The sequence below is a fragment of the Oceanobacillus sp. FSL W7-1281 genome, assembly GCF_037969835.1.
GTDB classification, from domain to species: Bacteria; Bacillota; Bacilli; order Bacillales; family Amphibacillaceae; genus Oceanobacillus; species Oceanobacillus oncorhynchi.
Genome location: NZ_CP150214.1, coordinates 3,722,818 through 3,747,763, shown reverse-complemented (window position 1 = coordinate 3,747,763; position 24,946 = coordinate 3,722,818). Strand labels below are relative to the sequence as shown.

At 37.8% G+C, this 24,946-nt stretch carries 18 protein-coding genes; 14 read left to right on the top strand and 4 right to left on the bottom strand.

Going from position 1 to position 24,946, the window contains the following annotated elements; translation table 11 throughout:
* Positions 1-200 precede the first annotated feature (200 nt).
* The 4 genes from MKX55_RS18525 (at position 201) to MKX55_RS18510 (ending at position 6,044) form a co-directional block, all read left to right on the top strand.
* Positions 201-2,366, top strand: a complete 2,166-nt coding sequence (locus MKX55_RS18525; protein ID WP_339234052.1) for a DNA topoisomerase III — start codon at positions 201-203, stop codon at positions 2,364-2,366.
* A 209-nt stretch (positions 2,367-2,575) separates the two neighbouring features.
* Positions 2,576-3,436, top strand: a complete 861-nt coding sequence (locus tag MKX55_RS18520) for a transcription antiterminator (RefSeq protein ID WP_339179546.1) — start codon at positions 2,576-2,578, stop codon at positions 3,434-3,436.
* Positions 3,437-3,639: 203 nt separating this feature from the next.
* On the top strand, positions 3,640-5,679 hold the full coding sequence (gene ptsG, locus MKX55_RS18515; RefSeq protein ID WP_339234050.1) for a glucose-specific PTS transporter subunit IIBC: 2,040 nt from the start codon (positions 3,640-3,642) through the stop codon (positions 5,677-5,679).
* Between the two features lie 125 nt (positions 5,680-5,804).
* Entirely contained in the window at positions 5,805-6,044 is a 240-nt protein-coding gene (locus MKX55_RS18510; protein WP_077601899.1) for a 4Fe-4S binding protein, read from the top strand.
* A gap of 142 nt (positions 6,045-6,186) precedes the next feature.
* Here MKX55_RS18510 and MKX55_RS18505 read toward each other — a convergent pair whose 3' ends face one another.
* Complete coding sequence (locus tag MKX55_RS18505; RefSeq protein ID WP_193064245.1) at positions 6,187-6,333, bottom strand: hypothetical protein; 147 nt, start codon at positions 6,331-6,333, stop codon at positions 6,187-6,189.
* Positions 6,334-6,667: 334 nt separating this feature from the next.
* Here MKX55_RS18505 and MKX55_RS18500 point away from each other — a divergent pair, with 334 nt between their 5' ends.
* From MKX55_RS18500 to MKX55_RS18475, 6 genes are all read left to right on the top strand, one after another.
* Complete coding sequence (locus MKX55_RS18500) at positions 6,668-7,420, top strand: SDR family oxidoreductase (protein ID WP_339234047.1); 753 nt, start codon at positions 6,668-6,670, stop codon at positions 7,418-7,420.
* 318 nt (positions 7,421-7,738) lie between these two features.
* Entirely contained in the window at positions 7,739-8,722 is a 984-nt protein-coding gene (locus tag MKX55_RS18495) for a LacI family DNA-binding transcriptional regulator (protein ID WP_339234045.1), read from the top strand.
* A 439-nt stretch (positions 8,723-9,161) separates the two neighbouring features.
* The gene (locus MKX55_RS18490) at positions 9,162-10,478 is read left to right on the top strand and encodes an ABC transporter substrate-binding protein (RefSeq protein WP_339234043.1); all 1,317 of its coding nucleotides are present in this window, start codon (positions 9,162-9,164) and stop codon (positions 10,476-10,478) included.
* Between the two features lie 226 nt (positions 10,479-10,704).
* Positions 10,705-12,027: an ABC transporter substrate-binding protein gene (locus tag MKX55_RS18485; RefSeq protein ID WP_339234041.1), complete on the top strand. Its 1,323-nt coding sequence runs from the start codon at positions 10,705-10,707 to the stop codon at positions 12,025-12,027.
* 145 nt (positions 12,028-12,172) lie between these two features.
* Positions 12,173-13,444 carry a sugar ABC transporter permease gene (locus MKX55_RS18480; RefSeq protein WP_193064323.1) on the top strand — a complete coding sequence of 424 codons (1,272 nt, stop codon included), beginning with the start codon at positions 12,173-12,175 and terminating at the stop codon, positions 13,442-13,444.
* A gap of 14 nt (positions 13,445-13,458) precedes the next feature.
* Entirely contained in the window at positions 13,459-14,280 is an 822-nt protein-coding gene (locus MKX55_RS18475; RefSeq protein ID WP_193064254.1) for a carbohydrate ABC transporter permease, read from the top strand.
* A gap of 89 nt (positions 14,281-14,369) precedes the next feature.
* Here MKX55_RS18475 and MKX55_RS18470 read toward each other — a convergent pair whose 3' ends face one another.
* The 3 genes from MKX55_RS18470 to MKX55_RS18460 all read right to left on the bottom strand — a co-directional run bounded on the left by MKX55_RS18470 (position 14,370) and on the right by MKX55_RS18460 (position 18,088).
* Positions 14,370-15,353: a Gfo/Idh/MocA family oxidoreductase gene (locus tag MKX55_RS18470; RefSeq protein WP_339234039.1), complete on the bottom strand. Its 984-nt coding sequence runs from the start codon at positions 15,351-15,353 to the stop codon at positions 14,370-14,372.
* A gap of 59 nt (positions 15,354-15,412) precedes the next feature.
* On the bottom strand, positions 15,413-16,498 hold the full coding sequence (locus tag MKX55_RS18465; RefSeq protein WP_339234037.1) for a Gfo/Idh/MocA family oxidoreductase: 1,086 nt from the start codon (positions 16,496-16,498) through the stop codon (positions 15,413-15,415).
* A 459-nt stretch (positions 16,499-16,957) separates the two neighbouring features.
* A complete protein-coding gene (locus MKX55_RS18460; RefSeq protein ID WP_339238571.1) occupies positions 16,958-18,088 on the bottom strand; it encodes an IS110 family transposase in 1,131 nt (376 codons plus the stop codon).
* A 313-nt stretch (positions 18,089-18,401) separates the two neighbouring features.
* Between MKX55_RS18460 and MKX55_RS18455 the strand changes: the two genes are divergently transcribed.
* The 4 genes from MKX55_RS18455 to MKX55_RS18440 all read left to right on the top strand — a co-directional run bounded on the left by MKX55_RS18455 (position 18,402) and on the right by MKX55_RS18440 (position 24,729).
* The gene (locus MKX55_RS18455) at positions 18,402-19,214 is read left to right on the top strand and encodes an SDR family oxidoreductase (RefSeq protein ID WP_339234035.1); all 813 of its coding nucleotides are present in this window, start codon (positions 18,402-18,404) and stop codon (positions 19,212-19,214) included.
* Between the two features lie 350 nt (positions 19,215-19,564).
* Entirely contained in the window at positions 19,565-21,103 is a 1,539-nt protein-coding gene (locus MKX55_RS18450) for a response regulator (protein WP_339234032.1), read from the top strand.
* Between the two features lie 16 nt (positions 21,104-21,119).
* On the top strand, positions 21,120-22,856 hold the full coding sequence (locus MKX55_RS18445) for a sensor histidine kinase (RefSeq protein WP_339234029.1): 1,737 nt from the start codon (positions 21,120-21,122) through the stop codon (positions 22,854-22,856).
* Between the two features lie 196 nt (positions 22,857-23,052).
* Complete coding sequence (locus tag MKX55_RS18440) at positions 23,053-24,729, top strand: extracellular solute-binding protein (protein ID WP_339234026.1); 1,677 nt, start codon at positions 23,053-23,055, stop codon at positions 24,727-24,729.
* Positions 24,730-24,946: the final 217 nt, after the last annotated feature.

Here is a 24,946-nt window from a genome sequence, read left to right as displayed (position 1 = left end):
TTATCATCCTGGAATTTTTGAACATCCTCTAATAAGTAGAAGTAAAAGCTTCAAAAAAGAGTATGAAGCCATGTCATTCCTGTAATTTTTGTGTATGATATTCTATGTTTTTGGGTGCAATGTGTGCCTTGGGTGAACGTATTAGAAGGAAATATGTTAAAGTAGTAACAGACTAGAATTCGATAAAATGAGGGATAGATATGAGTAAGACAGTGGTATTAGCAGAAAAGCCGTCTGTAGGCAGAGATATAGCAAGAGTCCTCGGATGTAACAAAAAAGGAAATGGCTATCAAGAGGGAAAACAGTATATTGTGACATGGGCGCTGGGACATTTAGTTACCTTGGCAGATCCCGAAACGTATGACCCTAAATATAAAACATGGAATATGGAAGATTTACCGATGCTTCCGGATCATTTGAAATTAGTGGTCATGAAGAAAACGGACAAGCAATTTCAAGCAGTGAAGCAGCAAATGTCACGTCAGGATGTAGGAGACATTGTGATTGCAACTGATGCCGGAAGAGAGGGAGAGCTCGTTGCCAGATGGATTATTGAAAAAGCGCGTGTTAAGAAGCCTGTGCAGCGTCTATGGATCAGCTCGGTTACGGATAAAGCAATCAAGGATGGCTTCCGGAATTTAAAGCCTGGAAATCAGTATTGGAATTTGTATCAATCTGCCGTAGCGCGTTCGGAAGCGGATTGGTATGTCGGATTAAATGCAACAAGAGCTTTAACCACCAAGCATAATGCTTCCTTATCCAGCGGCCGCGTCCAGACGCCGACACTGGAAATGATTGCGATGCGCGAACAGGAAATCAATCAATTCAAGCCAAAGATATATTATCAGCTGCAGGGAAAAACGAAAGGCGGGTTTGCCGTTACTTGGAAGGACAACAAGAACCAGTCCCGTATTTTCTCTAAAGAAGCAGCGGATAAATTAAAAGCAAAGGTATCGAAGGAAAAAGCATTGATTCAGCATATGGATAAAAAGCATAAGAAAAAACATGCACCAACCTTATATGACTTAACGGATTTACAGCGGGATGCCAACCGGATTTATCAATTTTCCGGAAAACAAACTTTATCTGTACTGCAGAAATTATATGAGCAGCATAAGCTTGTCACCTATCCGCGAACCGATTCAAGGCATCTGTCAACGGATATGGTCTCTACATTAAAAGAACGTGTAAGGGCATGCGGTGTGGATGAATATGCGAAAGCTGCGAATAAAATTTTAAAAGAAGATTTACGCACTGGTAAAGCTATTGTGGATAACAGCAAGATAACCGATCACCACGCGATTATCCCGACAGAAGAAACAGTGGATTATAGCGCGCTGTCTAATCAGGAGCGGAAAATTTATCAGCTGATTGTTCAACGTTTCTTAGGAGCACTTTCCAAGCCGTATGAATATGAACAGACAAGTATTACGGTAGAAGCTGCCGGAGAAATCTTTGAAGCAAAAGGAAACAGAGTTGTTGCTTTAGGCTGGAAGGAAATTTACCAGCATCAAGCGGACGATGAAGAAGAGATTCGTTCCAATGTTCCTCAAGTAACCAAAGGAGAGGAAATGGCGCTCAGCTTTACCATTAAAGAAGGGCAGACAACACCGCCGGAACGATTTACAGAGGGAAGCCTCCTGCAGGCAATGGAAAACCCGACAAAATATATGGAAACGAAAAAACAAGAGCTTGTGAAAACAATGAAGCAGACTGGCGGTATTGGAACGGTTGCTACACGTGCGGATATTATTGAAAAGCTGTTCAATAATCAATATATGGAGCTGAAAGGAAAGTATATTTATCTGACGTCCACCGGCAGACAGCTCTTAGAATTAGCGCCAGAAAAGCTCCGTTCGCCTATTTTAACGGCAGAATGGGAGCAAAAATTAGCACAGATCGCAGAAGGCAAGCTGAAAAAAGATGTCTTTTTAAAGGAAATTAAGACATATACCAAACAGGCAGTTCAAGAAATAAAAGCAAGTGAGGAAAAGTTCAAGCACGATAATATGACAGGGACAAAATGCCCGAAATGCGGCAAGCTGATGCTGGAAGTAAAAAACAAGCACGGGAAACGGCTGGTCTGTCAGGACCGAAGCTGCGGCGGGAAAAAGAATATCGCAAAATATACGAATGCCCGCTGTCCTAATTGCCATAAGCGCTTAGAGCTCCGCGGCGAGGGAGAAGGTCAGATGTTTACGTGCTCCTGCGGTCACCGTGAAAAACTGTCCACCTTCCAAGCAAGAAAAGAGAAGGAAAAGAATCAGAAGGTATCTAAAAAAGATGTCAACAAGTATATGAAAAAGCAGGATGATTTTAAAAATAATGCCCTTGCAGATGCGCTTGCGAAATTAAAAGATAAATAATGCAGTGAAGTCCCCGCATGAAAAACGGGGGCTTTTCTGATGGGAAAGTAAAACGCAGCGAGAAGGGAAGCAGGAAATCTGACGAAGCAGCAGTAACATCTACCTGAGTAAAAAGACCGTATTTCCTGAAAAATCCATAATTTGCAGTTTGATTTAAGTGTTATATAATAGGAAGAAGAGACGGCTAAAATGTAGAAGGGATGATTGATATGGATGCCTTTTCTGTAATCAAATCACTCAATAACAATGTTCTTATTGCCGAAGATACGAATCAAAATGAAGTTATCCTTATCGGGAAGGGCATCGGATTTGCTAAAAAGAAGCGAGATCTCATTGAATCCAAAACCGTGGAGAAGCTGTTTGTTCTTCGGGACAGAGAGGAACAGGAAAATTATAAAAAAATTATTGATAATATCGATGAAAAAACACTGCAGAGTATTGTGGATTCGATAGAAATAATCAAAAAACGCATCAATACATTCACGGATGAGCATACGCTGGTTGCATTGACCGATCATATTATTTTCGCGATTGCCCGTTTGCAGCAGGGGTTAGAAATACGTAATCCATTTTTAGCAGAGACGAAGGTGCTCTATCCATTTGAATATGAAATTGCCTCCGAAATTGTAGAATATATGAATCAATTTTTACCAGTCCATTTGCCGGAGGGAGAGATTGGTTTTGTCGCATTACACGTTCATAGTGCAATGGAGGGAACAGCACTAAATGAAATCAACCGGTATTCGCAGCTTGTTTCTAATTTAATTAAGATAATCGAGGATCAGCTCTATATAACACTAGACAGAGACAGTATGGATTATGTCCGTTTTGTCAGACATCTCCGGTATACGATAGAACGAGTTTTAAATGGGGACAAGGTAGAAGAGCCACGAAAAATGGCAGACCTGTTAAAAGAAGAATATCCCGTGTTCTATAATTTGTCCTGGAAGCTGATTAAAATTATGCAGCAGACGTTAAAGAAACCTGTTTTTGATGCGGAATCAGTCTATTTGACGATTCATTTGCAGCGGCTGCATGAAAACATCCAGCTAAAATCAAAAACGAATTAAATTTTGCACTGATAGTCTCTGCCCGTAAAGTACTATTTATTGGTCTTTGTGCACATCCTCTTATACGTGTGACTGATTCGATCAGGCATGAGTAGGAATACTTAGATAACGACGGGTACAGTATTTCTGTATCTGTATGCGCTATCCTTGTGTTTTTACTGATGCCTTTTTAACGGCTAGAAAGAAAGAGAGAGGTGTTATAGATGTTCAAAAAAGCGTTTGGAGGTCTTCAAAAAGTTGGCCGGGCGCTTATGCTGCCGGTGGCACTCTTGCCGGCGGCAGGTCTTTTGCTTGGGTTTGGCAATGCTGCCCAGCAGAACACCATGCTTGGCTATCTTCCGTTTTTGGAAGCAGACTGGATTCAGCTGACTGCAACCGTAATGGAAGACGCCGGCGGTATTATATTTGATAATTTACCGCTGCTTTTTGCAATTGGTGTGGCGATAGGACTGGCAAGTGACGGAACGGCCGGTCTTGCTGCGCTGGTAGGTTATTTGGTGATGAATCAGGTAATGGGTTCGTTTATGCAGGTAACCCCAGAATTGATAGCGGAGGATCCCGGATTTGCAAGTGTGCTTGGAATAGGAACCTTACAGACCGGTGTATTTGGTGGAATTATTGCCGGGGTGATAGCTGCCTATTGTTTTAACCGGTTTCATCATATGGAGATGCCATCCTACTTAGGATTCTTCGCAGGAAAACGGTTTGTCCCCATCGTGACTGCAGCTGTTTCTTTCCTTGCCGGCATTTTATTAATGTTTATCTGGCCGACAATCCAACATATCATGAACAGCGCTTCCTATTGGCTGATTGAAGAAGGTACATATATTGCTGTATTTATGTTTGGATTTATTAAACGTCTATTGATTCCTTTTGGACTGCATCATATTTTTCACTCTCCTTTTTGGTATGAATTTGGCACATATACCAACCTTGCTGGTGAAATCATTCGTGGAGATATGACGATATTTTTTGCGCAATTAAGAGATAATGCAGAGATTACGGCAGGGAATTTTATGGCCGGTGAATTTCCGATTATGATGTTCGGGTTGCCTGCTGCAGCACTTGCGATGTATCATACGGCACGACCGGAGAATAAAAAACTGGTGGCGGGACTGCTGGCTTCAGGAGCTTTAACGTCCTTCCTAACAGGAATTACCGAACCGCTTGAGTTTTCATTTTTATTTGTATCGCCATTCTTATTCTTTATTCATGCCGTGTTGGATGGACTATCCTTTGTATTGATGACATGGTTCAGTGTCAATGTCGGCTATACCTTCTCAGGAGGTGCAATAGATTTTGTGCTGTTTGGTGTATTGCCGAATCAGGAATCATGGTGGATAGCGATCATAGTCGGGCTTCTGTTTGCTATCCTTTATTACTTCTTATTCCGATTCTTTATCAAGAAGTTTAACCTGATGACGCCGGGAAGGGAAGAAGTAATTGAATCAGCAAACAGCGGCGAACCAGCGAAGCCGGCTGATTTAGCTTATCATGTGCTGGAGGCCATGGGCGGGCGAGAGAATATTACGCATTTGGACGCTTGTATTACAAGGTTACGTGCATCAGTAAATTCGATTAAACATGTTGATAAGAAGCAGCTAAAACAGCTTGGAGCCTCAGGAATACAAGAGGTAGGGGATAATATTCAGGCTATTTTTGGACCGCGTTCAGAAATCATTAAGGGACAAATGCAAGATATCATATCCGGGAGGACGCCTAGACCAGCATTAGAAAGTTTGGATGTATATACTGCGGAAGAGACAAATCATCAAAGACAGCATCCAGATAAGGCGGAAGGGATTGCTGCTCCTCTAAGCGGAAAACTTCTTCCCATTACAGACGTTCCTGATCAACTATTTTCCAGCAGGATGATGGGAGACGGCTTTGCAGTTGAACCGTCAGATGGAATCGTTGTTTCCCCGGTAAATGGAAGAGTCAGTAACATCTTTCCTACCAAGCATGCAATTAGTCTGGAATCAGAAACAGGTAAAGAAATCATGATTCATATCGGAATCGATACCGTGCATCTCAAAGGAGAAGGATTTGACATACTTGTCAAAGAAGGCGAAGAAGCGGAAACAGGCCAGCCTTTATTAAAAGCAGACTTAGAATATATCGGTAAAAATGCCAAGTCAACGATTACACCTATTATCTTTACCAATCTGGAAGAAGGACGGCAAATCGAATTACTGAAAACGGAAGGATATGCTGGAGAAAAAGGGGTTATTGAAATCAAATAATGGTAAAGCTTTATTTTTTCACAGAAAATACACATAAATAAAGGTGAAACAGTTTACTTCATTCTTTAAAAGAATTATCATTTAAGGTGAACCATGTTTATTCATGTAAGGAGGGTTTTCTTTCCATGGCTTTTGTTATTCTTGATCCATGCAGAGGTGAAAAAGCAGGAGAATGCGTCAGTGTTTGCCCTGTTGATTGTATAGAAGAAGGTATCAAGCAATTTTATATTGATCCGGATATTTGCATTGATTGCGGCGCATGCAAAGCAGTTTGCCCCGTGTCTGCAATTGAAGAGGAGTATGATTTGACTCCAGATCAAGAGAAGTATTTAGAAGAAGCAGAAGAATTTTTTGCGAATCGTTAGGTACTTTTGATTGGAGCGTGTTATGAAAATAGCCCGTCTGTTTTAAAAGCAGACGGGCTATTTTTGTATGTTCTGATCAAACCGATAGAATGATACTCTTGAAAATCAATCCAGGAAAGTCTAATTTTTATTGATGCACCTGTTATTCATCTTCAGAGATTTCTTGTACTTCCTCAGCCAATTTACTGGCAATCCAGCGTTTTGCTGTTTCTTCGTCGATTTCATATTCTTTGCCGGCACGTAGTAAATCTCCGTGGTAGGCAGTTTGTACGTTCATTTTTACTTTCATGGGGATGCTCCTTCTGATGGGCTGTTTTCTCTATGATATCATAGAAGGAAGTCAATGTGTGTGGGTGCATAGTTATGTGCTTCAAATTTTTACAAACGTGGAATGGGTACGGTATTACTTGATATATTAAAAATACTTTTGTACGTAACTTTTGAGTTTTTAAATACCGATATTTGGTAATTCGATTAAGAATCTCTACCGACAGAGTTCTTTCTGTTCTTTGGAGGAAAAGATTCCCTTTACGTTAATTTTCATGCAAACTGAAAGGATGACGTAGAGTTTTATTTAGAAAGAAAGTGCAAATAGCTCGATACTAAATTAAAGGAGAATACTTATGTCTCATAAACTAAACGGAAAAGTGGCATTGGTTACAGGAGCTTCAAGAGGACTTGGAAAACATATAAGTAAAACATTAGCAGAAGCAGGAGCTACAGTCATTGTGAACTATGCGAATAATCACCAAAATGCGCAAGATACGGTTGATTTTATTGAATCGGATGGAGGAAGAGCGATAGCCATTCAAGGGGACGTACGGGATGAAGAATCAGTAGAAAAACTGATAAAACAGGCAGAAGAAGAAACACAAGGAAGTATTGATATATTGGTGAATAATGCCACAGGTCAACAGCCCGTATTGTCCATCGAAGAACTAGCATGGCAAGATTATTTAGAGCAACTCGAATTCTTTGTGAAAGCGCCGTTATTATTAACAAAGGCTGTCCTGCCAGGGATGAAAGAAAAAAAGAATGGACGAATTATAAATATCGGAAGTGAAGTAGTTCAGTTAGGTATTCCTAATCATTCAAACTATGTCATGGCAAAGGCTTCCCAGCTAGGGTTGACACGCTCTTGGGCAAATGAACTTGGTCCTTTTAGTATTACTGTTAATATGATTAACCCTGGGTTTATACCGGTTGAACGACATGAAGCAGAGGATACGAGTGAATATCGGAGTGGAGTTCCACTTGGCAGAATGGGAGTCCCTCAAGATATAGGAAACGCTGTTTTATTTCTTGCCTCAGACGCAGGGAATTTCATCACTGGCCAATCGTTATCTGTAAATGGAGGGAATACGTTAGGGATATAAGAGAGAAGCGAGCGGTTGCACAGTCAATTATCTGATTGTGCAATCGCTTTTTGAATCCAAAAGAAATAATCAAAATTTGCATGATAAAGCTTTCTGTTTCATTAGAAAATATTAGGTTATACTCTCAAAAATTATTGCTGAGATGTAAATTCAAAAATCGACTCATCCTCATATAAAACAGTTTTCTATTGCTTTTATCGAATTATGTATTATGATAAAAATACAATGTAAAGGATTACATTTAGTTCAATTACTTTTTTAGAGAGGTGATATGGCTTATAAAAAGGTATATTTATATGTTGAAAAGGGGGGATTATATTGCCGACAATTCAGGATGTTGCCAAACATGCAGGGGTGTCCGTTGCTACTGTATCGCGAGTATTAAACAATCCTTCATCGGTTGCAGAATTAACACGCAAGAAAGTCGAACAATCCATCCGGGAATTGGATTATTCACCAAATATCCTAGGCCGGAATTTACGGAATGCGGAAAGTAAGATGTTATTAGTGTTATTACCTAAGATATCTAACCAATTTTATTTGAAAATTGTAGAAGGGATAGAAGAAAAAGCACTTGAGTATGGTTATAATATTCTGCTTTGTCAAACGCATTCTAAATTGGAAAGGGAAAAAGTATATTTCGATTTATTAAAAAATCAACTGGCTGTGGGAGCGATCACGATGGATCCAACAATTGACCGTCAAGTATTGGTTAATATGGCAAAAAGGTATCCATTTGTACAATGCAGCGAATATGTAAGTTCGAAAAATTTGCCTTATGTAACAATAGATAGTGAATTAGCAGCTTATCAAGTAACAAAATATTTATTAAAGCAGGGGCATCCGCGTATAGGACTCATAAATGTGAGCGAGTCTTTTCTATATGCGAGGGATAGAAAAAAAGGATATCTTCGAGCGTTAAAAGAATTTCATATTGAACCGGAAGAAGACTGGTTCTATTCTGCCAACGATGTATCACTTGAATCGGGACAGCAGGTGATGCGTTCTATATTGAATAAGAAGAAGAATCTTACAGCAGTGTTTGCTGTTTCAGATATGTTAGCTATTGGAGCATTGAAAGAATTAAATACCAGAGGGATTGATGTTCCAAATGAGATGGCAGTAGTCGGATTTGATAAGATTGAATTTACCAGCATGACGTATCCTTCTTTAACTACCGTTGCACAGCCGATGTATAAAATGGGGGAGATATCGGTGGACATGCTGATAAAAAAAATACAGGGCGAAGAGGTAGAAGACATAATCTTAGAGCATGAGCTTATTATAAGAGAGTCAACCTGATTAGAGACATACCTATTGTTACAAATGAGAGGGGGATTTAATTTATCTGACTCTTGCTATTACAATTTAAGTACATGAACTGCTATATAAATTGAAGTAACAAATTACACTTTTGTTTTTTTATAAAAATGACGAAATAATGATTGAAATCAGTAACTAGCGGAAGAAAAACACGGAGACTCCTGTGGGAAAGCGCGGAGGGAAGACCCCGCAGAAAAAAAGCGAACTTCTTTTTTTCGAGGAGGCTGAGCTCAAGCCCACGGAAAGCGTAGTGTTTTTCTGTAGCGGTAGCTAATAATATTAATTTATGAAAGATGATTTAATTCAAAACAAAGACTGAAAATTTAAAAAGAAACAATTGACCGGGCGGAACATTCTGCTATAATAAATGTAATCGATTTCATAGAAGGTCGACTAATAAAAAAGAGGAGGATATCTAATGCCGCAGATAAAGAAAATATTGCTGTTTGGAGTATTATATTTATTAGTTATTTTTATGGTTGCATGCAGTGGAGATAATGGTTCCGAGACAGACAGTTCAGAAGCAGAAAGTAATGAAGAAAATGAAAGCGCTTCCGATGAAAAGGTAACGATTGTCTATGCGACAGGTGTAGATACAACAGGTGCCACGGAAAGTCAAATTGAAGCATTTGAACAAGAACACCCGCATATTAACGTGGAGTATCGTGAAATGCCGGCCGATACAGGCCAGCAGCATGATCAATATGTAACGATGTTTGGTTCTCAGAGTTCGGAAGTGGATGTATATAATGGAGATATTATTTGGGCAGCGGAATTTGCTCAAGCCAACTATGCTTTGGAGTTAGATCGTTTTATAGAAGCAGACAGCTTTAGTTTAGATAATCACTTTGATGGTCCCATTCAAGCAGGTAATTACAATGGCAGACAGTGGGCCTTGCCGATATATATGAATGCTTCCTTTCTTTATTACCGTACAGATATAACAGATACACCGCCTGCGACTTGGGATGAATTAATTGAGCAAGCAGAAGAAATGCAAGGAGAAGAAGGAACAGAATTTGGTTATTTAATGCAAGGCTCTCAGTATGAAGGGATGGTAACCAATTTTATCGAAATTATCGCTTCTTATGGGGGAAGCGTTATCGATGAAAATAATAATGTAGTAATTAATAGTCCTGAAACCATTAAAGGTTTAGAAAAATTTGCAGAAATTGCACAATCTGATTTTGTACCAGGTAATATCTTGAATTTTCAAGAGATTGAAACAGAAAATGCATGGATTGCAGGGGATGCTGTATTTGCCCGTAATTGGACATATATGCAGTCTTCATCCAATGATGAAGAACGTTCAGAAGTCGCAGGAAATGTAGATATTGCACCTATTCCTGCAGGTGATGAGGGCAGCACCTCTGCACTTGGCGGATGGATGGCAATGATTAATCGATATTCTGAACATCCAGAAGAATCCTGGGAATTAGTAAAGTTCCTAGCAAGTGAAGAAGGTCAAAAAATTGGAGCAGTAGAAGGCGCACGTGCTCCAACTGTAGAATCCCTGTATAATGATCCAGAGGTACAGAAAGCTGGACCATTATTTTCAAATCCAAGTTTCGTAGAAGGCTTAAGTGTGGCTGTGCCACGTCCGGTATCCCCAATTTATCCAGAGATATCTGAAATTATTCAAATTGAGGTTTCTCGAGTATTAACAGGAGAACAGACGGCTGAAGAAGCGGTAGAAAATATGGAAGCACAATTGGAGGCAGCTTTAGAAGAGTAATGATAGATTGTTCATCTTGCTTTTTATTTACGTATATTTTTTATGAAAAAAGTGTCTGTTACATCTACTGATATCATTTAATTGAACTATTTATTTGAAAAATATAGTAGAAACAAGTAATAACTGAAAATTTTTAAAGAAACGATTGACTGGAAGGAACATTCTGCTATAATAAATGTAATCGATTTCAAAGAGGGGTCGACTAACAAAACGAGGAGGGTCTGTAATGCCACAGGTAAAGAAATTGTTATTGTTTGGAGTATTATTTTTATTAGTTGCTTTTATGGCTGCGTGTGGTGGAGATGGCGGTTCAGGGACAGATGATTCAGAAGCAGAGAATAATGAAGAAAATGAAAGCGCTTCCGAAGACGGCGAGCAAGTAACGATTGTTTATGCTACAGGTGTGGATACGACTGGTAAAGTAGAAGCACAAATAGAAGAATTTGAGGAATTAAATCCAAATATTAAAGTTGATTATCGTGAAATGCCTTCAGATACAGGACAACAGCATGATCAATATGTAACCATGTTTAGTTCGCAAAGCTCCGAGATCGACGTGTTTAACGGTGACAGCATTTGGCCGGCTGAATTTGCCCAGGCAAACTATGCACTAGAATTAGACCGTTTTATTGAAGCAGACGGCATTGATTTAGAAGAGCACTTTGAAGGACCGATTCAAGCAGGTAATTTTAATGGCAGACAATGGGCGCTTCCATTATTTATTGACGCATCATTCCTCTATTATCGTACAGATGTAACGGAGGAACCGCCAGCTACTTGGGATGAATTAATCGAACAAGCTGGTGAACTGCAAGGTGAAGGAGATACAGAGTTTGGTTATCTATTACAAGCATCTCAATATGAAGGCTTGGTGACAAACTTTGTTGAAATCATTGCTTCTTATGGCGGCGCTGTTTTAGACGAAGATGGTGAAGTAGTGGTAAATAGTCCAGAAACGATTAAAGGTCTGGAAAAATTAGCAGAAATTGTTCAATCTGATTTTGTACCAGGTAATATCTTAAATTTCCAAGAAATTGAAACAGAAAATGCTTGGATTGCTGGAGACTCCGTATTTGCCCGCAACTGGCCTTATATGCAGTCTACTTCTCAAGATGAGGACCTTTCTGAAATTGTAGGGGATATGGATATTGCCCCGCTTCCAGCAGGCGATGAAGGAAGTGCTTCGGCATTAGGCGGCTGGACAGCAATGATTAACCGTTATACAGAGCATCCCGAAGAGTCATGGGAATTAGTCAAATATTTAGCTGGTGAACAAGGACAGAAAACAGGAGCAATTGTAGGAAACCATGCTCCAACTATCGAAGCGCTTTACGATGATCCAGAAGTACAAGAAGCTGCCCCTTTATTCGGAAATCCAGAATTTGTTGAGGGACTTAGTGCGGCTGTTCCACGACCAGTATCACCGATTTATCCTGAAATTTCCGATATCATTCAAATTCAGGTTTCACAGGTGTTAACAGGTGATCAAACAGCTGAACAAGCTGCAGAGAATATGCAGACACAAATTGAAAATGCTATGGAAGAATAAAGCTTTCTAAAGAGGTGAGCAAGATGAACGCTTTGAATTTCATCTTGCTCTTTCTATTAAGTACATCAACATGTGTGCTTAACGGAAAGGGAGGGGAAGAAATGTGAAGAAATTTCATTTGAATGAAAAGCGGCTGGGTTATTTGATGATACTTCCATCTATCATACTTGTCGTATTAATTACATTGTGGCCAGTTGCCCAGTCCTTTTATAATAGTTTATTTGATTATCGCTTAAATGATCCGACGAGGTCGGAGCGGATGTTAAGTGCTAATATGGATTTGGAACGTTATGTGGATAATTACTTTTATATTGACGGTCAGCTTAGCAATTTAGAAAGCAGTGCTGATGGTGATGACTTAGCGGCTATTCAGCAGGCTAGAGAAACAATTGAAGGATTTCATAGTGAATTGGAATCAGATAGCGAAATCAATGCTAAAATGGAGCAAATTGATGAGATGCTGATGAATTTCGAGCCGATTTCCGACAGCGATTTGAAATATGCAAAATTGGATAATGATTTTGCCGAAGATTATCGCACTGCTTTGAGTTCTCTCTCAGAAGAACTGCAGGTGATGGCTGCAGAGGCAGACAATGAGGATTTAGCACAGAATTATGAACAGACAAGCTCCTTAATTGAGGCTACCAGCACAAATATTTTGGAATCTAATTTTATTGGCTTCTCTAATTATGCTAAATATCTTCAGGATGGCCGAATGTGGAAATCATTAAGTAATACGATGATATTTACGATTGCTTCTGTTGCTTTTGAGCTTGTATTAGGTTTGGCTGTTGCCTTATTAATTAACCGTACCTTCAGCGGCCGCGGAATTGTACGTGCCTCCGTGTTAATTCCTTGGGCAATTCCGACTGCAGTAGGCGCGATGATGTGGGGTTTCTTATTAGATGGTCAAACGGGTGTTATAGCGCATTACTTTAATGAATGGAACCTGATACCCAATTCATCTTGGCTGCTGTCTACATCATCTGGCGGGATGTTCTCGATTATTTTTGCCGATGTGTGGAAAACGACACCTTACATGGCATTATTGCTCTTAGCTGGACTGCAGACCATACCGAATTCCTTATACGAAGCAAGTAATGTAGATGGAGCCAACAAATTTCAACAATTCTTTAAGATTACACTGCCATTGTTGAAATCTTCTATTCTAGTTGCTTTATTATTTAGAACACTTGATGCCTTCCGGGTATTCGATCTTATCTATGTACTAACTGGCGGAGGACCAGCGAATGCTACCGAATCTATTTCGATATACGCATACATAACCTTGTTCTCGCAACAGAACTTTGGGGAAGGTTCCGTATTATCGGTTATTGTATTCTTAGCTGTAGCATTGATTAGCTTTATTTATGTACGCTTAATTGGTTCAGATTTATTCGCAGGACGTACAAAATAGGAAGGAGAAGTAATATGAATAAACGAGCAGGTATAGGCTTCTATATATTTCTAGTAATATTTGTATTTTTGGTGATGTTTCCGTTTATTTGGGTGTTCTTAACATCGATAAAGCCTGTAGGAGAAATATTTACATCATTTAAATGGTTTACAACGAATCCTACGGTAGAATCCTATGAAGCTGCGGTAACGAATCGCCCGCTTATGCGATATATGTTAAATAGCTTTATTGTTTCATCTGTAACAACCATTTTAGCGGTTGGGTGTGCGGCCTTTGCGGCTTATGCGGTAACTAGATTGCCGATTAAAGGAAAAGGTTTATTCCTGGGAGTTGTATTAGCTGCTTCGATGTTCCCGCAAGTAGCAGTTATTTCGCCAATCTTCAACATCGTGACAGAGTTAGGCTTACGTAATAGTTATACGGGATTGGTTATTCCTTACATGACAATCAGTTTACCATTATCAATTTGGATTCTGTCTACCTTTTTTCAAAAGATTCCATTCGAATTGGAGGAATCTGCTAAACTTGATGGAGCCAGTCCATTTCAAACATTCCGAAAGATTATTTTACCGCTTGCGACACCGGGTATTTTTACGACTGCTATTCTGGTATTCATTGCGGCGTGGAATGAATATTTATTTGCTTTAACCATTAATAGTGATGATGTATGGAGAACGGTACCAGTTGGGATTTCCATGTACCAAAGTGAATATTCTGTTCCTTGGGGAGATATCAGCGCAGCAACGGTTATTGTGACCATTCCCATTGTTATCTTAGTGTTGATTTTCCAAAGACGAATTGTTTCAGGCTTAACATCAGGGTCTGTGAAAGAATAGAAATAAACATAGTTAGAGCGGATAACTTGAGGGTTATCCGCTCTAACTATGTGATAGAAATTCATCTCAGTAATTGTGGTTATGAGTCATTAAGGGTTTATCCAGCATCCTTCTTTGTTTGATTTCATTGCTATTTCGTTAACTAAGGTTAGATTAATAACATCAGACTTATTTATAGACGGGACAGTTCCATCTATAATTGCGGATGCCCATTGTTCCATAGGCATAGGCAATGCTTCTGGCGGGTTATCCGGTGTTGACCACTCCCCATTTCCGAATGTCTGGCGGATTTTGTTTCCTTCGATTAGTATCGTGCCTTCTGTTCCGTAGAGCTCTAATTGAAACGGACTGCCTTTGGACAGGAAACCAGTCTCGAGAATCCCCATCGCACCAGATTCATATTCTACTAAGACGACAGCATTGTCATCTGCTCCAAGGGTGTTTGTATGATTCATACGAGCAACCAGTTTTTTTACTTTACCAGCTAATCGGTTAGTCAAATATATTGGATGGGCGCCCAGATCAATTAATGCGCCACCTCCAGATTCCTCTTTGTCAAAAAAACGCTTCGGTAACCAGCCCTCGCTTTCTCCAGGACTTACGACCGCGCCATCATGAGCAGTACGGCATCGAATAGTAGTAAGTCTTCCAATCCAGTTATTATCTATTACCTTTTGCGCATATAAATAATAATCTTCTGTTAATCTTGGAAGTGAAACCATTAATTCAACGCCATATTGGTCTATCGTATTATAAATTTCCTCACAATCTTTCACTGTAAAAGCTAAAATTTTTTCAGTGAAAATATGTTTCTTATTTTCTGCAGCTGAGATAATTACTTCTTTATGCAAATTTGTTGGGGTGGTGACAACTACTCCTTCAATTGATGGATTTGTCAAAACCTTTTGAAGGTCAGATTCAAAAGGGACTCCCAATTCCTCTGCCCACTTTTCTCCTCTATCCGCATTTTCATCCCACACGAGTTTAATAGATAAATTATCATTAGCTTGAATTTCTCGGGCGTAGTCATCCGCATGTACATGCCATCTGCTTAACAATGCAATATTAACCAATTAGTTTTCCCTCCCTAAATATATATTATTCTACAAAACTCATTTTTTTAACTTCTTTACTATTGATTAAAATAAACAGCTTTTCCCGTTCGTGCCGATTCGTATATTGCTTCCAATATTTGCGTGACAACAAGTGCTTCATTTGGTTTCACGACTGGTTCGGTATCATGGATAATACTTTCAATCCAATTTCTTGCTTCTAAATCAGGATCACTTTCAGAGTTACCGTCGTAAAATGCCACTCCTCCTGATTCCAATTCAATTTCCTGAGTATATAATTTGCCAAAGTCTTCACCATTAATTCGTAATCCATTTTTCATATCTGCACCACTTTTCGTGCCGCTGAGAGAGCATTTTGCTTCATCCACGTCTAAGGAATTCAATGCCCAGCTAGATTCTAGAACAATTGTGGCGCCATTTTCCATCGTTATAAAACCAAATGCAGAATCTTCTACTGTAAAGGCCTCTGGATCCCAAGGTCCCCAGGCATTTGCTGCATTTTCATTTTTCCCTAATTTATGATAGACCGTTCCCATAACCGATTTGGGTTTATAGTTATTCATCATCCATAATGTTAAGTCAAGCGCATGTGTACCAATATCAATTAATGGTCCGCCTCCTTGCTTTTCTTCGTCGAGAAACACTCCCCATGTAGGTACTGCCCTTCTTCTTATAGCGTGTGCTTTTGCATAATATATTTCTCCCAAATCTCCTCGCTCACAAAGCTTATGCAGATGCTGGCTGTCGGGTCTAAATCGGTTATTATACCCAATCGTTAATTTTTTGCCTGTTCGTTCAGCTGCTTCTACCATCTTTTTAGCTTCTTCTGTTGTCTTGGCCATAGGTTTCTCACACATGACATGTTTTCCAGATTCCAACGCAGCCACTGTGATTTCCATATGCGCATTGTTTGGGGTACAGACATGAACAACATCAATGGATGTGTCTTGTAATAATTTTTTAAAATCCACATATGTCTTCGCATCTTTCGTTCCATATTCCTTTGCAGCTTTTTCTGCCCTTTCAAGTACAATATCGCAAAACGCTGTCATTTCTACTTGCTCCAATTTGCTAAGGCTTGGCAAATGTTTTCCATTTGCAATCCCTCCGCAGCCAATAATTGCTATATTAAGTTTTTTAACCATAATTTACCCTCCTGTGAAAACGATTACATTTATATCAGTTTAAATTTAATTTAAAGGATTGTCAATCTTGAATTATTCATAGAATGAAGTCTCACTCCAAATTTAACCAATAAATCAGACGAAACCATATCAAGGCATTGTATTTAACAAAATAAAAGTTATAAAACAAGTGCTTTTTTCATATTTTCCCTGTATTTTATGTTAAAATACAATTTAAGAAAACGTTTTCATAAATTAGGTGAATATAAAAACTTCAAGTTATTTATAAGCTGTATTTTAGAAAGACTAACTATATAAAGTCAAGTGAGAAATAAAAGAGATGGTTTTAGAGTTGAATAATGATTTTACAGAAATGAAAGCACACGAAATAAACCTGAGAAAAGTTCTTTTTTCGCAAGGTTATTGTCTAATTTCATAGGGTTCATTCTTCTTGAGTATCGCATGAATGATATAGCACAGTCACAGTTTTCTAGCGACAGCTCCAACAGCCGTGAGGTGATGCTTTCCTTCTGAACGCTTTTTTTGATAGAAGTCTTTAAGAACAGGATCGTGTTGTGATGCCACCAAAGCAGCTGAAAATAAAGACTTTCGCAAATAAGGTGACCCTCGCTTGCTCATGACGTTATGTGTAGCTTCATATTCACCAGATTGTGTGACAGAAGCATCTAAACCAGCATAAGCTACTAACTTTGCAGGATTGGAAAACTTATGAATATCGCCAATTTCTCCAAGAATAGAAGCACCGTTAATGGGGCCGATTCCTGGAACGGTTTCAATGACGGAATGTAGCGTATGCATAATTTTCTTGATTTCCATTTCTGTTTCCTTAATTTGTGTTTCGAGAAACTTCAGCTGTTCAATCATAGAGCGAAGTTGGAAAGTAAAGGCATCTTGGGCAAATTTGATTCCAAAAGAGTGTGACGCTGCCTGTTTTAATGATTCTGCTTTTTCCATACCTAATCGGCTTCGACTGGCTTCACTAAGTAATTCAGCTAATGTATCCGCCGGGACTTTATGAAGTTTTTCAGGGGAGCTATATTCAAGTAAAATTTCTTTGGACGCTTTTCCAAAGATACCTATTTTGCTAAATACAGAATCGTATTCAGGAAATACTTGATCCAATACGGCAATAATTTTTCGTTTAAAGTCACTGGATGTGCCAACCAAATAAGTACGATAACGAGACAATTGTTTGAGAGAGAATATGTTCTCATCGGAAAGGGATGTTTCTATGAAAGCTCCATAGCGAATTAAGTCTGCGATTAATACAGAATCGATAATATCATTCTTTCGTTTTCGAATTTCTGTTCCTTTCCGCCAACCATCTGTTTGAATGGGATTCAGGACATGGATTAAAAGATGACGGTCATGTAAAAATGAGTAGATGGCTAACCAATAGTGCCCAGTAGCTTCCATACCTACAGTAAAGTCGTCTATGGAAGGGGAAAAGGATTGGAGTTTTGTAAGTAATTTTTCTCCACCTTCTGTTGTGTTAGGAAAAGAGAATCCTTTAAGTACAACCTTGCCTTCTTCATTCATAACAGAAGCTACATGAGTACGTTTACCAATATCGATACCAAGGTAGAACATGAAATCACCCTTAAAAAATATTTTGGATTGAATGCCACTCATCTGAAAAGCGTTACTACCTTGTCCTAGATACGGAGTAAGGCGAAAGCCTTCAACATCTAACTCATTCGTAAACTGCTTATCAGAGAGAGGCGCCAGTCTTTCGATAACGAGTTTATAGACCCAAGGAGAAAACGGCTTAACCTCTCAATCCAATAAATATATTATCTCAGAAAAACTGAGTTAATATCTAACTAAATTACTTTGGTTCATAGAGTTTCCTATTAAAAATCGGAAGATAAAAACTCTAAATATAATATACAAGGAGAAAGTCATGAGCGAATTAAAAAGGAAACAGTATCCATTAAAAGGTAGAAAAATCTTGATCACAGGGGTCAGCAGACGAGCCGGAATAGGATATGCTATAGCCAGAAAAGCAGCTGCTTTTGGGGCTTCTGTTATTATTCAACATTATCAAGCACATGATCGAGAGCAGGATTGGGGAGCTGACGACTTAGATGCTGTGATAGAGGGAGTTAAAGCAGAGCTTGTAGAAGACGCATCATTTCATGAGTTTAAAGGAAATTTTATGGATGCTTCTGCTCCTGAGGAATTATTTAAAGAAATCAAAAAGCACTGTGGACATGTAGATGCTCTAGTTTGTAATCATGCCTTGAGTGGTTCCGATGGACCTTTAGAAGAACTAACGGCAGAGATGATTGACAAACATTATATTATAAATACACGTTCTTCGCTGCTGCTTGCCCAATCATTTATGAAACAGCACTCATATGAAAAAAATATTGGGAAGATTATTTTTATGACTTCCGGACAGCAGCAAGGCCCGATGCCTGGAGAAGTTGCCTATGCTACTGCAAAAGGCGGGTTAGCAGAAATCGTCCTTACATTAGCTGATGAATTAGCTGAAAAAAATATTACAATTAATACAGTGAATCCTGGTCCAGTAGACACAGGTTATCTAACAGAAAGTAAATGGAAAGAGGTAAGAAGTAAATTCCCATTTAATCGTTTTGGAGAACCCAGTGATACGGCTAATCTCATAAGCTGGTTATTAACGGATGAAGCGTCCTGGATTACAGGGCAGGTGATAAATTCAGAAGGCGGATTTGCGCGATGGAACCCTTGAAGAGTAATAGAGTGCTGAACTATTTGTTTAATTGTTTTTAGATTTAGTGATTAACGCCTGTTTAAGCCTTGTTGTATATATTGTATTTTAAAAGGTGCAGTAAAATTATAAAAAACCAAGTCACTCTAGTTATGTGATTTGGTTTTTTCAGTTTTATTCATGATATAAATGAAAATTAGTGTATATCTAAGATAAAATAAACTTTTATGGTAAGCTGAAATTACTCAAATGACAAGCGAGAAATAATAGAATGCGATCTATTATTTCCTGCTTATTTTCTGACAAAAATTAAAAATAACCGTAGTTAATACTTTTAAATGAATGTTATATTTTAATAAAGAGGAGGTCGGATGATGTATCGTATTCTAATTGTAGATGATGAAAAAGATGAAAGAAACGTCATTCGTTTTTTGTTAAAAAAATTTGATTTCGAGTTAGAAATAATAGAAGCGGCTAATGGGAAAGCAGCTTTTGAAGAGTTATTAAGAAATCCTGCTGATATATTACTTACCGATGTGCAAATGCCTTTTGTAAACGGTATAGAATTAGCAACGAAAGTAAGAGAGCGTTATGATGACATAGAAATTATATTTTTTAGTGGTCATGATGATTTTAACTTTGTGAAGAAGGCGTTAACATTAAGGGCCGATAATTATATATTAAAGCCTGTTAAACCAGAAGAATTTAATCAAACAATGACAGAAGTAATAAGGAATATTAGAAAACGTAAAGAGGAGCAAGAAAAAAGAGAAGTAAATCAATTATTTATAAAACAGCATATTCTATATCGTTTATTAAATCAAACACCGATAGATATATTGAAAAATGAATACCCTTTCTTAAATTTTGATTTTTTGAATGACTATAATCGAATGATTCTTGTCCATTCTGATACTGCTTTTTTGGATAGTTTGTTTGAGGAAGAAAATGAATATTTTTATGAAGTAATTAAGAGAGCCACGTTTGATAGTAAATATGACGTAATTAATCTAAATCCTTTTCAAATCGTCTTACTATTTAAAGATAGTTTAAGGAGACCAATTACATATAAGGAAGCTGCTACGCAAATACAACAAAAAATCCAAGAAACATATGGAATTAATTGTGTTCTTTCTGTAAGTAATCATATGAAAAATCCAGTTCAAATGGCTCAAACGTATAATGAGTTAGAAGGCTATTTAAAAGATCGCTTTTTTTATTCAGATGTCTTTATTTATCCAATTGATACACCATTAACAGATAGTAAAGAGTATAAAGAAGACGAATATTTATTAGAAGAAATCGAAAGAGCACTTCAACAGGGGGATACAGTAGAATTAGAGCAAAAGATAAATCTAATTATTCAAAAGTACGATAAAAGAACGAAGACTTCACAAGGTTATCTTCGCTTCTTGTTCGCCCGGTTGCTGCAGCTGTTTTTTCAGACAATGCCGGAATACAGCAAAGACAGCATGAATAGATACATTGAATTAATCTATTCTTATAAACATTTCTCTGACATCAAGCAGACTTTATTAGAAGTACAAAGGAAAGTAATAGAGAGATTAGAAGAAGAAAAGAATTCACCGAAACATGTCATTGAAATAGTAAAACAATATATTGTAGAAAATATAGAAAAGGACCTGGGTTTGGACATGTTAGCGGAAAAAGTATATTTAACGCCTGGCTATTTAAGTGATAAGTTCAAACAGGATACTGGGGTAGGAATTAATAAATATATTAAACAGGTAAGGATGAATAAAGCAGAGGAATTGCTTAGTAATACCAATATGAAAGTGAATACTATAAGTAAAACAATTGGTTATAAAAACGATTCCTATTTTATTAGAATTTTTAGAGAGCATTTAGGTGTCAGTCCCAAAAAATACCGGGAGATGAAAAGAATGTAGAGGTGAAGTGAATGAGATGAATCTTTTTAAACAAGGCTTTATTAATTTAAAATTCCGAAAGAAAATATTATTGATTTGTATTGTTGCCAGCTGTTTGCCTATTATGACGTTAGGAAGTATGTGGTATTACCAAATACAAGATGCATTAGTTACCCGTGAAAATGAAAATCTTTCTGAAGCATTAAACCAGTCCATTCTAAATATAGATTATAAAATCGATAATTATTTGAACATAGTTAATCAAATTGTATGGAATGATGAAATAAAAAATGGATTAACTGCAGAGTATGATAACAACTATGAAATGTATAAGTTTTATAATGATACATTGGCTCCTACTTTGGCTACCCCGCCAACTTTACAGACGGATATTGATTCTATTACCGTTTATACCGATAATCAAATGAACCCGTATGATCAATTACTGAGACCACTGGCAGACATGAACCAAAATAGCTGGTTTAACAGTACCAAGGACTCGAATCGGCCAACTTTGATAGCTTCATCGGAGGATGAAACATTTAAGCTGATTTATCCAATATTTGATGAACGCAGAATGTATAATAATATTCTTCAAATGGAAATAAATTATCACCAATTTTTTGTTGCAATGTCCAGTTTATTTGAAGAGGATTATGGTGTCGCAATTTTGGACAGTGACGGAAATCCTGTTTATTCATATGAAACATTTTCTGATAGAAGTCTGGAAGGTAAATTTTCGTTATTAGAGTCAGCAGAAGGTGTTGATAACATTGAATCTGATTTTGTCATTCAACAAGCTGAATTACCTTCTTATAGTTGGACTGTTTATTTATATCGGCCGACTGATATTATTTCTGCTGCTACGCTTCCGATGAGAGTAACGGTTGTATTGGTTATCTTATTAAGTATTTTAATTATGGTATTATCTATTTATTTATTGGCAAAAGTAGTGGTTAGACCACTAGAAAAACTATCGAAAAATATGCGAAAGATAGAAGAAGGAGATTTGACAGTCTCCGTTTTTAACAGCGGTACGGATGAAATTGGAAGCTTAATCAAACAATTTGGAGATATGGTCAATAAATTAAATAATATGATCAATCAGGTATATAAAAGTAAAATTGCCCAGCAAGAATATGAAATGAAAGCTTTACAGGCGCAAATCAATCCGCATTTTTTCTACAATAGCCTTTCATTGATTAATAGTAAAGCTATTATGGCAGAACAAGAAGAGATCAGCCAGATGGCTCAACACCTGTCCAGCTTTTATCGAACTACTTTAAATAAAGGGAGAAGTATTATAGAAGTAGAGAAAGAACTTGAAAATGTGATTTCTTATATAAATATTCAACAATTAATGCATTCCAATTCATTTGATGTACATTATGAACTGGATAAATCAACTTATCACTATACCATGTTAAATTTACTTTTACAGCCATTAGTGGAGAATGCTATTAATCATGGAATCGACCATAAAGAAAGTTCTGAGCGTGGGAAATTGATGATCAAATTAAAAAGAATAGAAAATACATTAGAATTTTCTGTGACTGATAATGGAGCAGGAATAGACCCAACGAAGCTACAGTCCATCTTAACTACCAAGGCGGAAGGATATGGTGTTAGAAATGTCCATAATAGAGTGCAATTATTTTATGGTTCTTCTTACGGTTTAAGGTATGAAAGTGAAATGGATTACTATACGAAAGTAACTTTGGTTATCCCAATTGTTCATGGAGAGACACAATTGTCTCACCATGTAGATGAATAGGAGAAAAACTCCACAAAATAGTTGTGGGGTTTTTTTAATTCAAGCATGAAAATAATAAAATATTCCGGAAAATAGTATATGAAAACGGATTATTTGATATTTCCCATGCGTCAAACATCAATTAAAATAAATTTATACGAAATCGATGGCCATGATTTTGCTAGAAAGACAGAATATGAAGGGGGATTACAAGGAAATGAAAACGGATTCATTTAAAAGTATTAAATTCTTAATAATTTTATTGATGCTAACCAGTACATTAGCTGCATGTGTACAGAAATCTTCCAATGATGGGGAAACAACAACAGAAGATGGCAAGCCTATTATCAATATCGGCCGTTCGACAGGCTCCAATCCTAAACTGCCTGAAGGGGATACTTTTGAAGATAATGCGTATACTCGTGTAGCTGAAGAAGTATTAGATATAGAGATTCGAAATGCATTCGAAGCAGAGGGAGAAGACTATAACAGGCAAGTAGCTTTGGCTATTTCTTCTGGAGATTTACCAGATATGATGATCGTTTCCAGAGAGGAGCTGAAAGATTTAGTCGATAATGATTTAATTGAAGATTTAAGCGATGTATATGAAGAAAATGCGAGTGATTATATTAAAGAAACCTATGCCACCTATGATAATCAGCCTTTAGAAGATGCGACCTTTGAGGACAGCCTTATGGCACTTCCAGGAACGGAGTCTCTGGCAGCACCGCAAATGGTTTGGATACGTGAGGATTGGTTAGAAGAATTAGATTTATCAATAGATGAAGATGGAGACAGCCTGATTACTTTGGATGAATTGGAAGAAGTTGCGAAATCTTTCATCGAAAATGATCCAGGTGATTCTGGCAATCCGGTTGGGATACCTTTTGAAAATTATTTAAATGCAGGAGATTATGGATCATTTACGATGAATTCTATTGCTGCGGTTTATGAAGGACAGCCTAAAAAATATTTAATAGAAGAAGATGGCAGTATTTCCTATGGATCAACGTCAGAAGGTACAAAACAAGCACTTGAATTAATGAATGACTGGTTTGAGGAAGGTATCATTGACCCGCAATTTGGAACGAGATCATTTGATGACATTATGGCCTTGCTTACAAATGGGCAAACAGGTATCGCAACAGGCCCTTGGCATATACCGGACTGGGGGTTATCGAATATTAGAGAGATGGATAATGATGCAAGATTTACAGCTTATGCATTAGCGGATGATGAGGGGAAAGTAAATGTACCAGAACAAAAAACAACAGGCAGTAATTTTATTGTTGTCAGGAAAGGATACGAGTATCCAGAAAAAGCAGTCGAAATGTTGAACTTATTTTATGACGACATTGAAAATACAACAGAAGAGGATATGGAAAATACGTTTCCTGAGGTCGCAGAATATTTGGAACAAGGTGTCGATGATTCAACGAAACCATTTAACATCGTAGTTCTTCCAATGCAGACGTATTTGGATGACTATCAAGATGTTCAAGCTGTTTTGAATGAAGAGATGGCTGTTGAAGAAATTACTAATCCTCAAGTTAGACAAAGCATAAATGGAATTGAAAATTATACGGAAAATCCTGAGGACGCACCAACTTCTAACTGGTCCAGCTATCATTCCCGTATTGTAGGGTGGGGGTTAATGAACAAGCTGACGGAAGAAGATCGATTTAATTGGGTGGAAGCAGCTTATGTTGTGAACACACCAACCATGGAACAAAAAGGAGCTAACCTAACAAAGTTAGAAGAAGAAGACTTTATTAAGATTATAACAGGAGCAGAGCCGGTTGATTATTTTGATACGTTTGTTGACAACTGGCATAATCAAGGCGGTAACGAAATCCTGGATGAAATAGAAGAAGAGCTGACTCAACAAGAATAGATAGTGAAGAGGGGCTGAGCAACAGCCCCTCTGTTACACATTAGGAAAGCATAAAATTTTAGCGCAGAAGTGATTCGACGTAGTAAAAATTTTTAGGTACCAAGTATAAGCGCAACTAAGGCATTCGCCGAAAGGCTTGCACTCCAGAGCATAAGGGATTCTAAGAAAGCAAAATACGCTTTCAAGACTCCCTTTAACGAATACCAAGTTTTCTTTA

Bases quoted from the DNA above. Each gene is read 5' to 3' on its own strand.
- MKX55_RS18445 (WP_339234029.1), top strand. From the start codon at position 21,120: ATGAATCTTTTTAAACAAGGCTTTATTAATTTAAAATTCCGAAAGAAA.
- MKX55_RS18450 (WP_339234032.1), top strand. From the start codon at position 19,565: ATGATGTATCGTATTCTAATTGTAGATGATGAAAAAGATGAAAGAAAC.
- ptsG (WP_339234050.1), top strand. From the start codon at position 3,640: ATGTTCAAAAAAGCGTTTGGAGGTCTTCAAAAAGTTGGCCGGGCGCTT.
- MKX55_RS18480 (WP_193064323.1), top strand. From the start codon at position 12,173: ATGATACTTCCATCTATCATACTTGTCGTATTAATTACATTGTGGCCA.
- MKX55_RS18460 (WP_339238571.1), bottom strand. From the start codon at position 18,088: ATGTTCTACCTTGGTATCGATATTGGTAAACGTACTCATGTAGCTTCT.
- MKX55_RS18440 (WP_339234026.1), top strand. From the start codon at position 23,053: ATGAAAACGGATTCATTTAAAAGTATTAAATTCTTAATAATTTTATTG.
- MKX55_RS18485 (WP_339234041.1), top strand. From the start codon at position 10,705: ATGCCACAGGTAAAGAAATTGTTATTGTTTGGAGTATTATTTTTATTA.
- MKX55_RS18475 (WP_193064254.1), top strand. From the start codon at position 13,459: ATGAATAAACGAGCAGGTATAGGCTTCTATATATTTCTAGTAATATTT.
- MKX55_RS18520 (WP_339179546.1), top strand. From the start codon at position 2,576: ATGGATGCCTTTTCTGTAATCAAATCACTCAATAACAATGTTCTTATT.
- MKX55_RS18510 (WP_077601899.1), top strand. From the start codon at position 5,805: ATGGCTTTTGTTATTCTTGATCCATGCAGAGGTGAAAAAGCAGGAGAA.
- MKX55_RS18525 (WP_339234052.1), top strand. From the start codon at position 201: ATGAGTAAGACAGTGGTATTAGCAGAAAAGCCGTCTGTAGGCAGAGAT.
- MKX55_RS18505 (WP_193064245.1), bottom strand. From the start codon at position 6,333: ATGAAAGTAAAAATGAACGTACAAACTGCCTACCACGGAGATTTACTA.
- MKX55_RS18455 (WP_339234035.1), top strand. From the start codon at position 18,402: ATGAGCGAATTAAAAAGGAAACAGTATCCATTAAAAGGTAGAAAAATC.
- MKX55_RS18465 (WP_339234037.1), bottom strand. From the start codon at position 16,498: ATGGTTAAAAAACTTAATATAGCAATTATTGGCTGCGGAGGGATTGCA.
- MKX55_RS18490 (WP_339234043.1), top strand. From the start codon at position 9,162: ATGCCGCAGATAAAGAAAATATTGCTGTTTGGAGTATTATATTTATTA.
- MKX55_RS18500 (WP_339234047.1), top strand. From the start codon at position 6,668: ATGTCTCATAAACTAAACGGAAAAGTGGCATTGGTTACAGGAGCTTCA.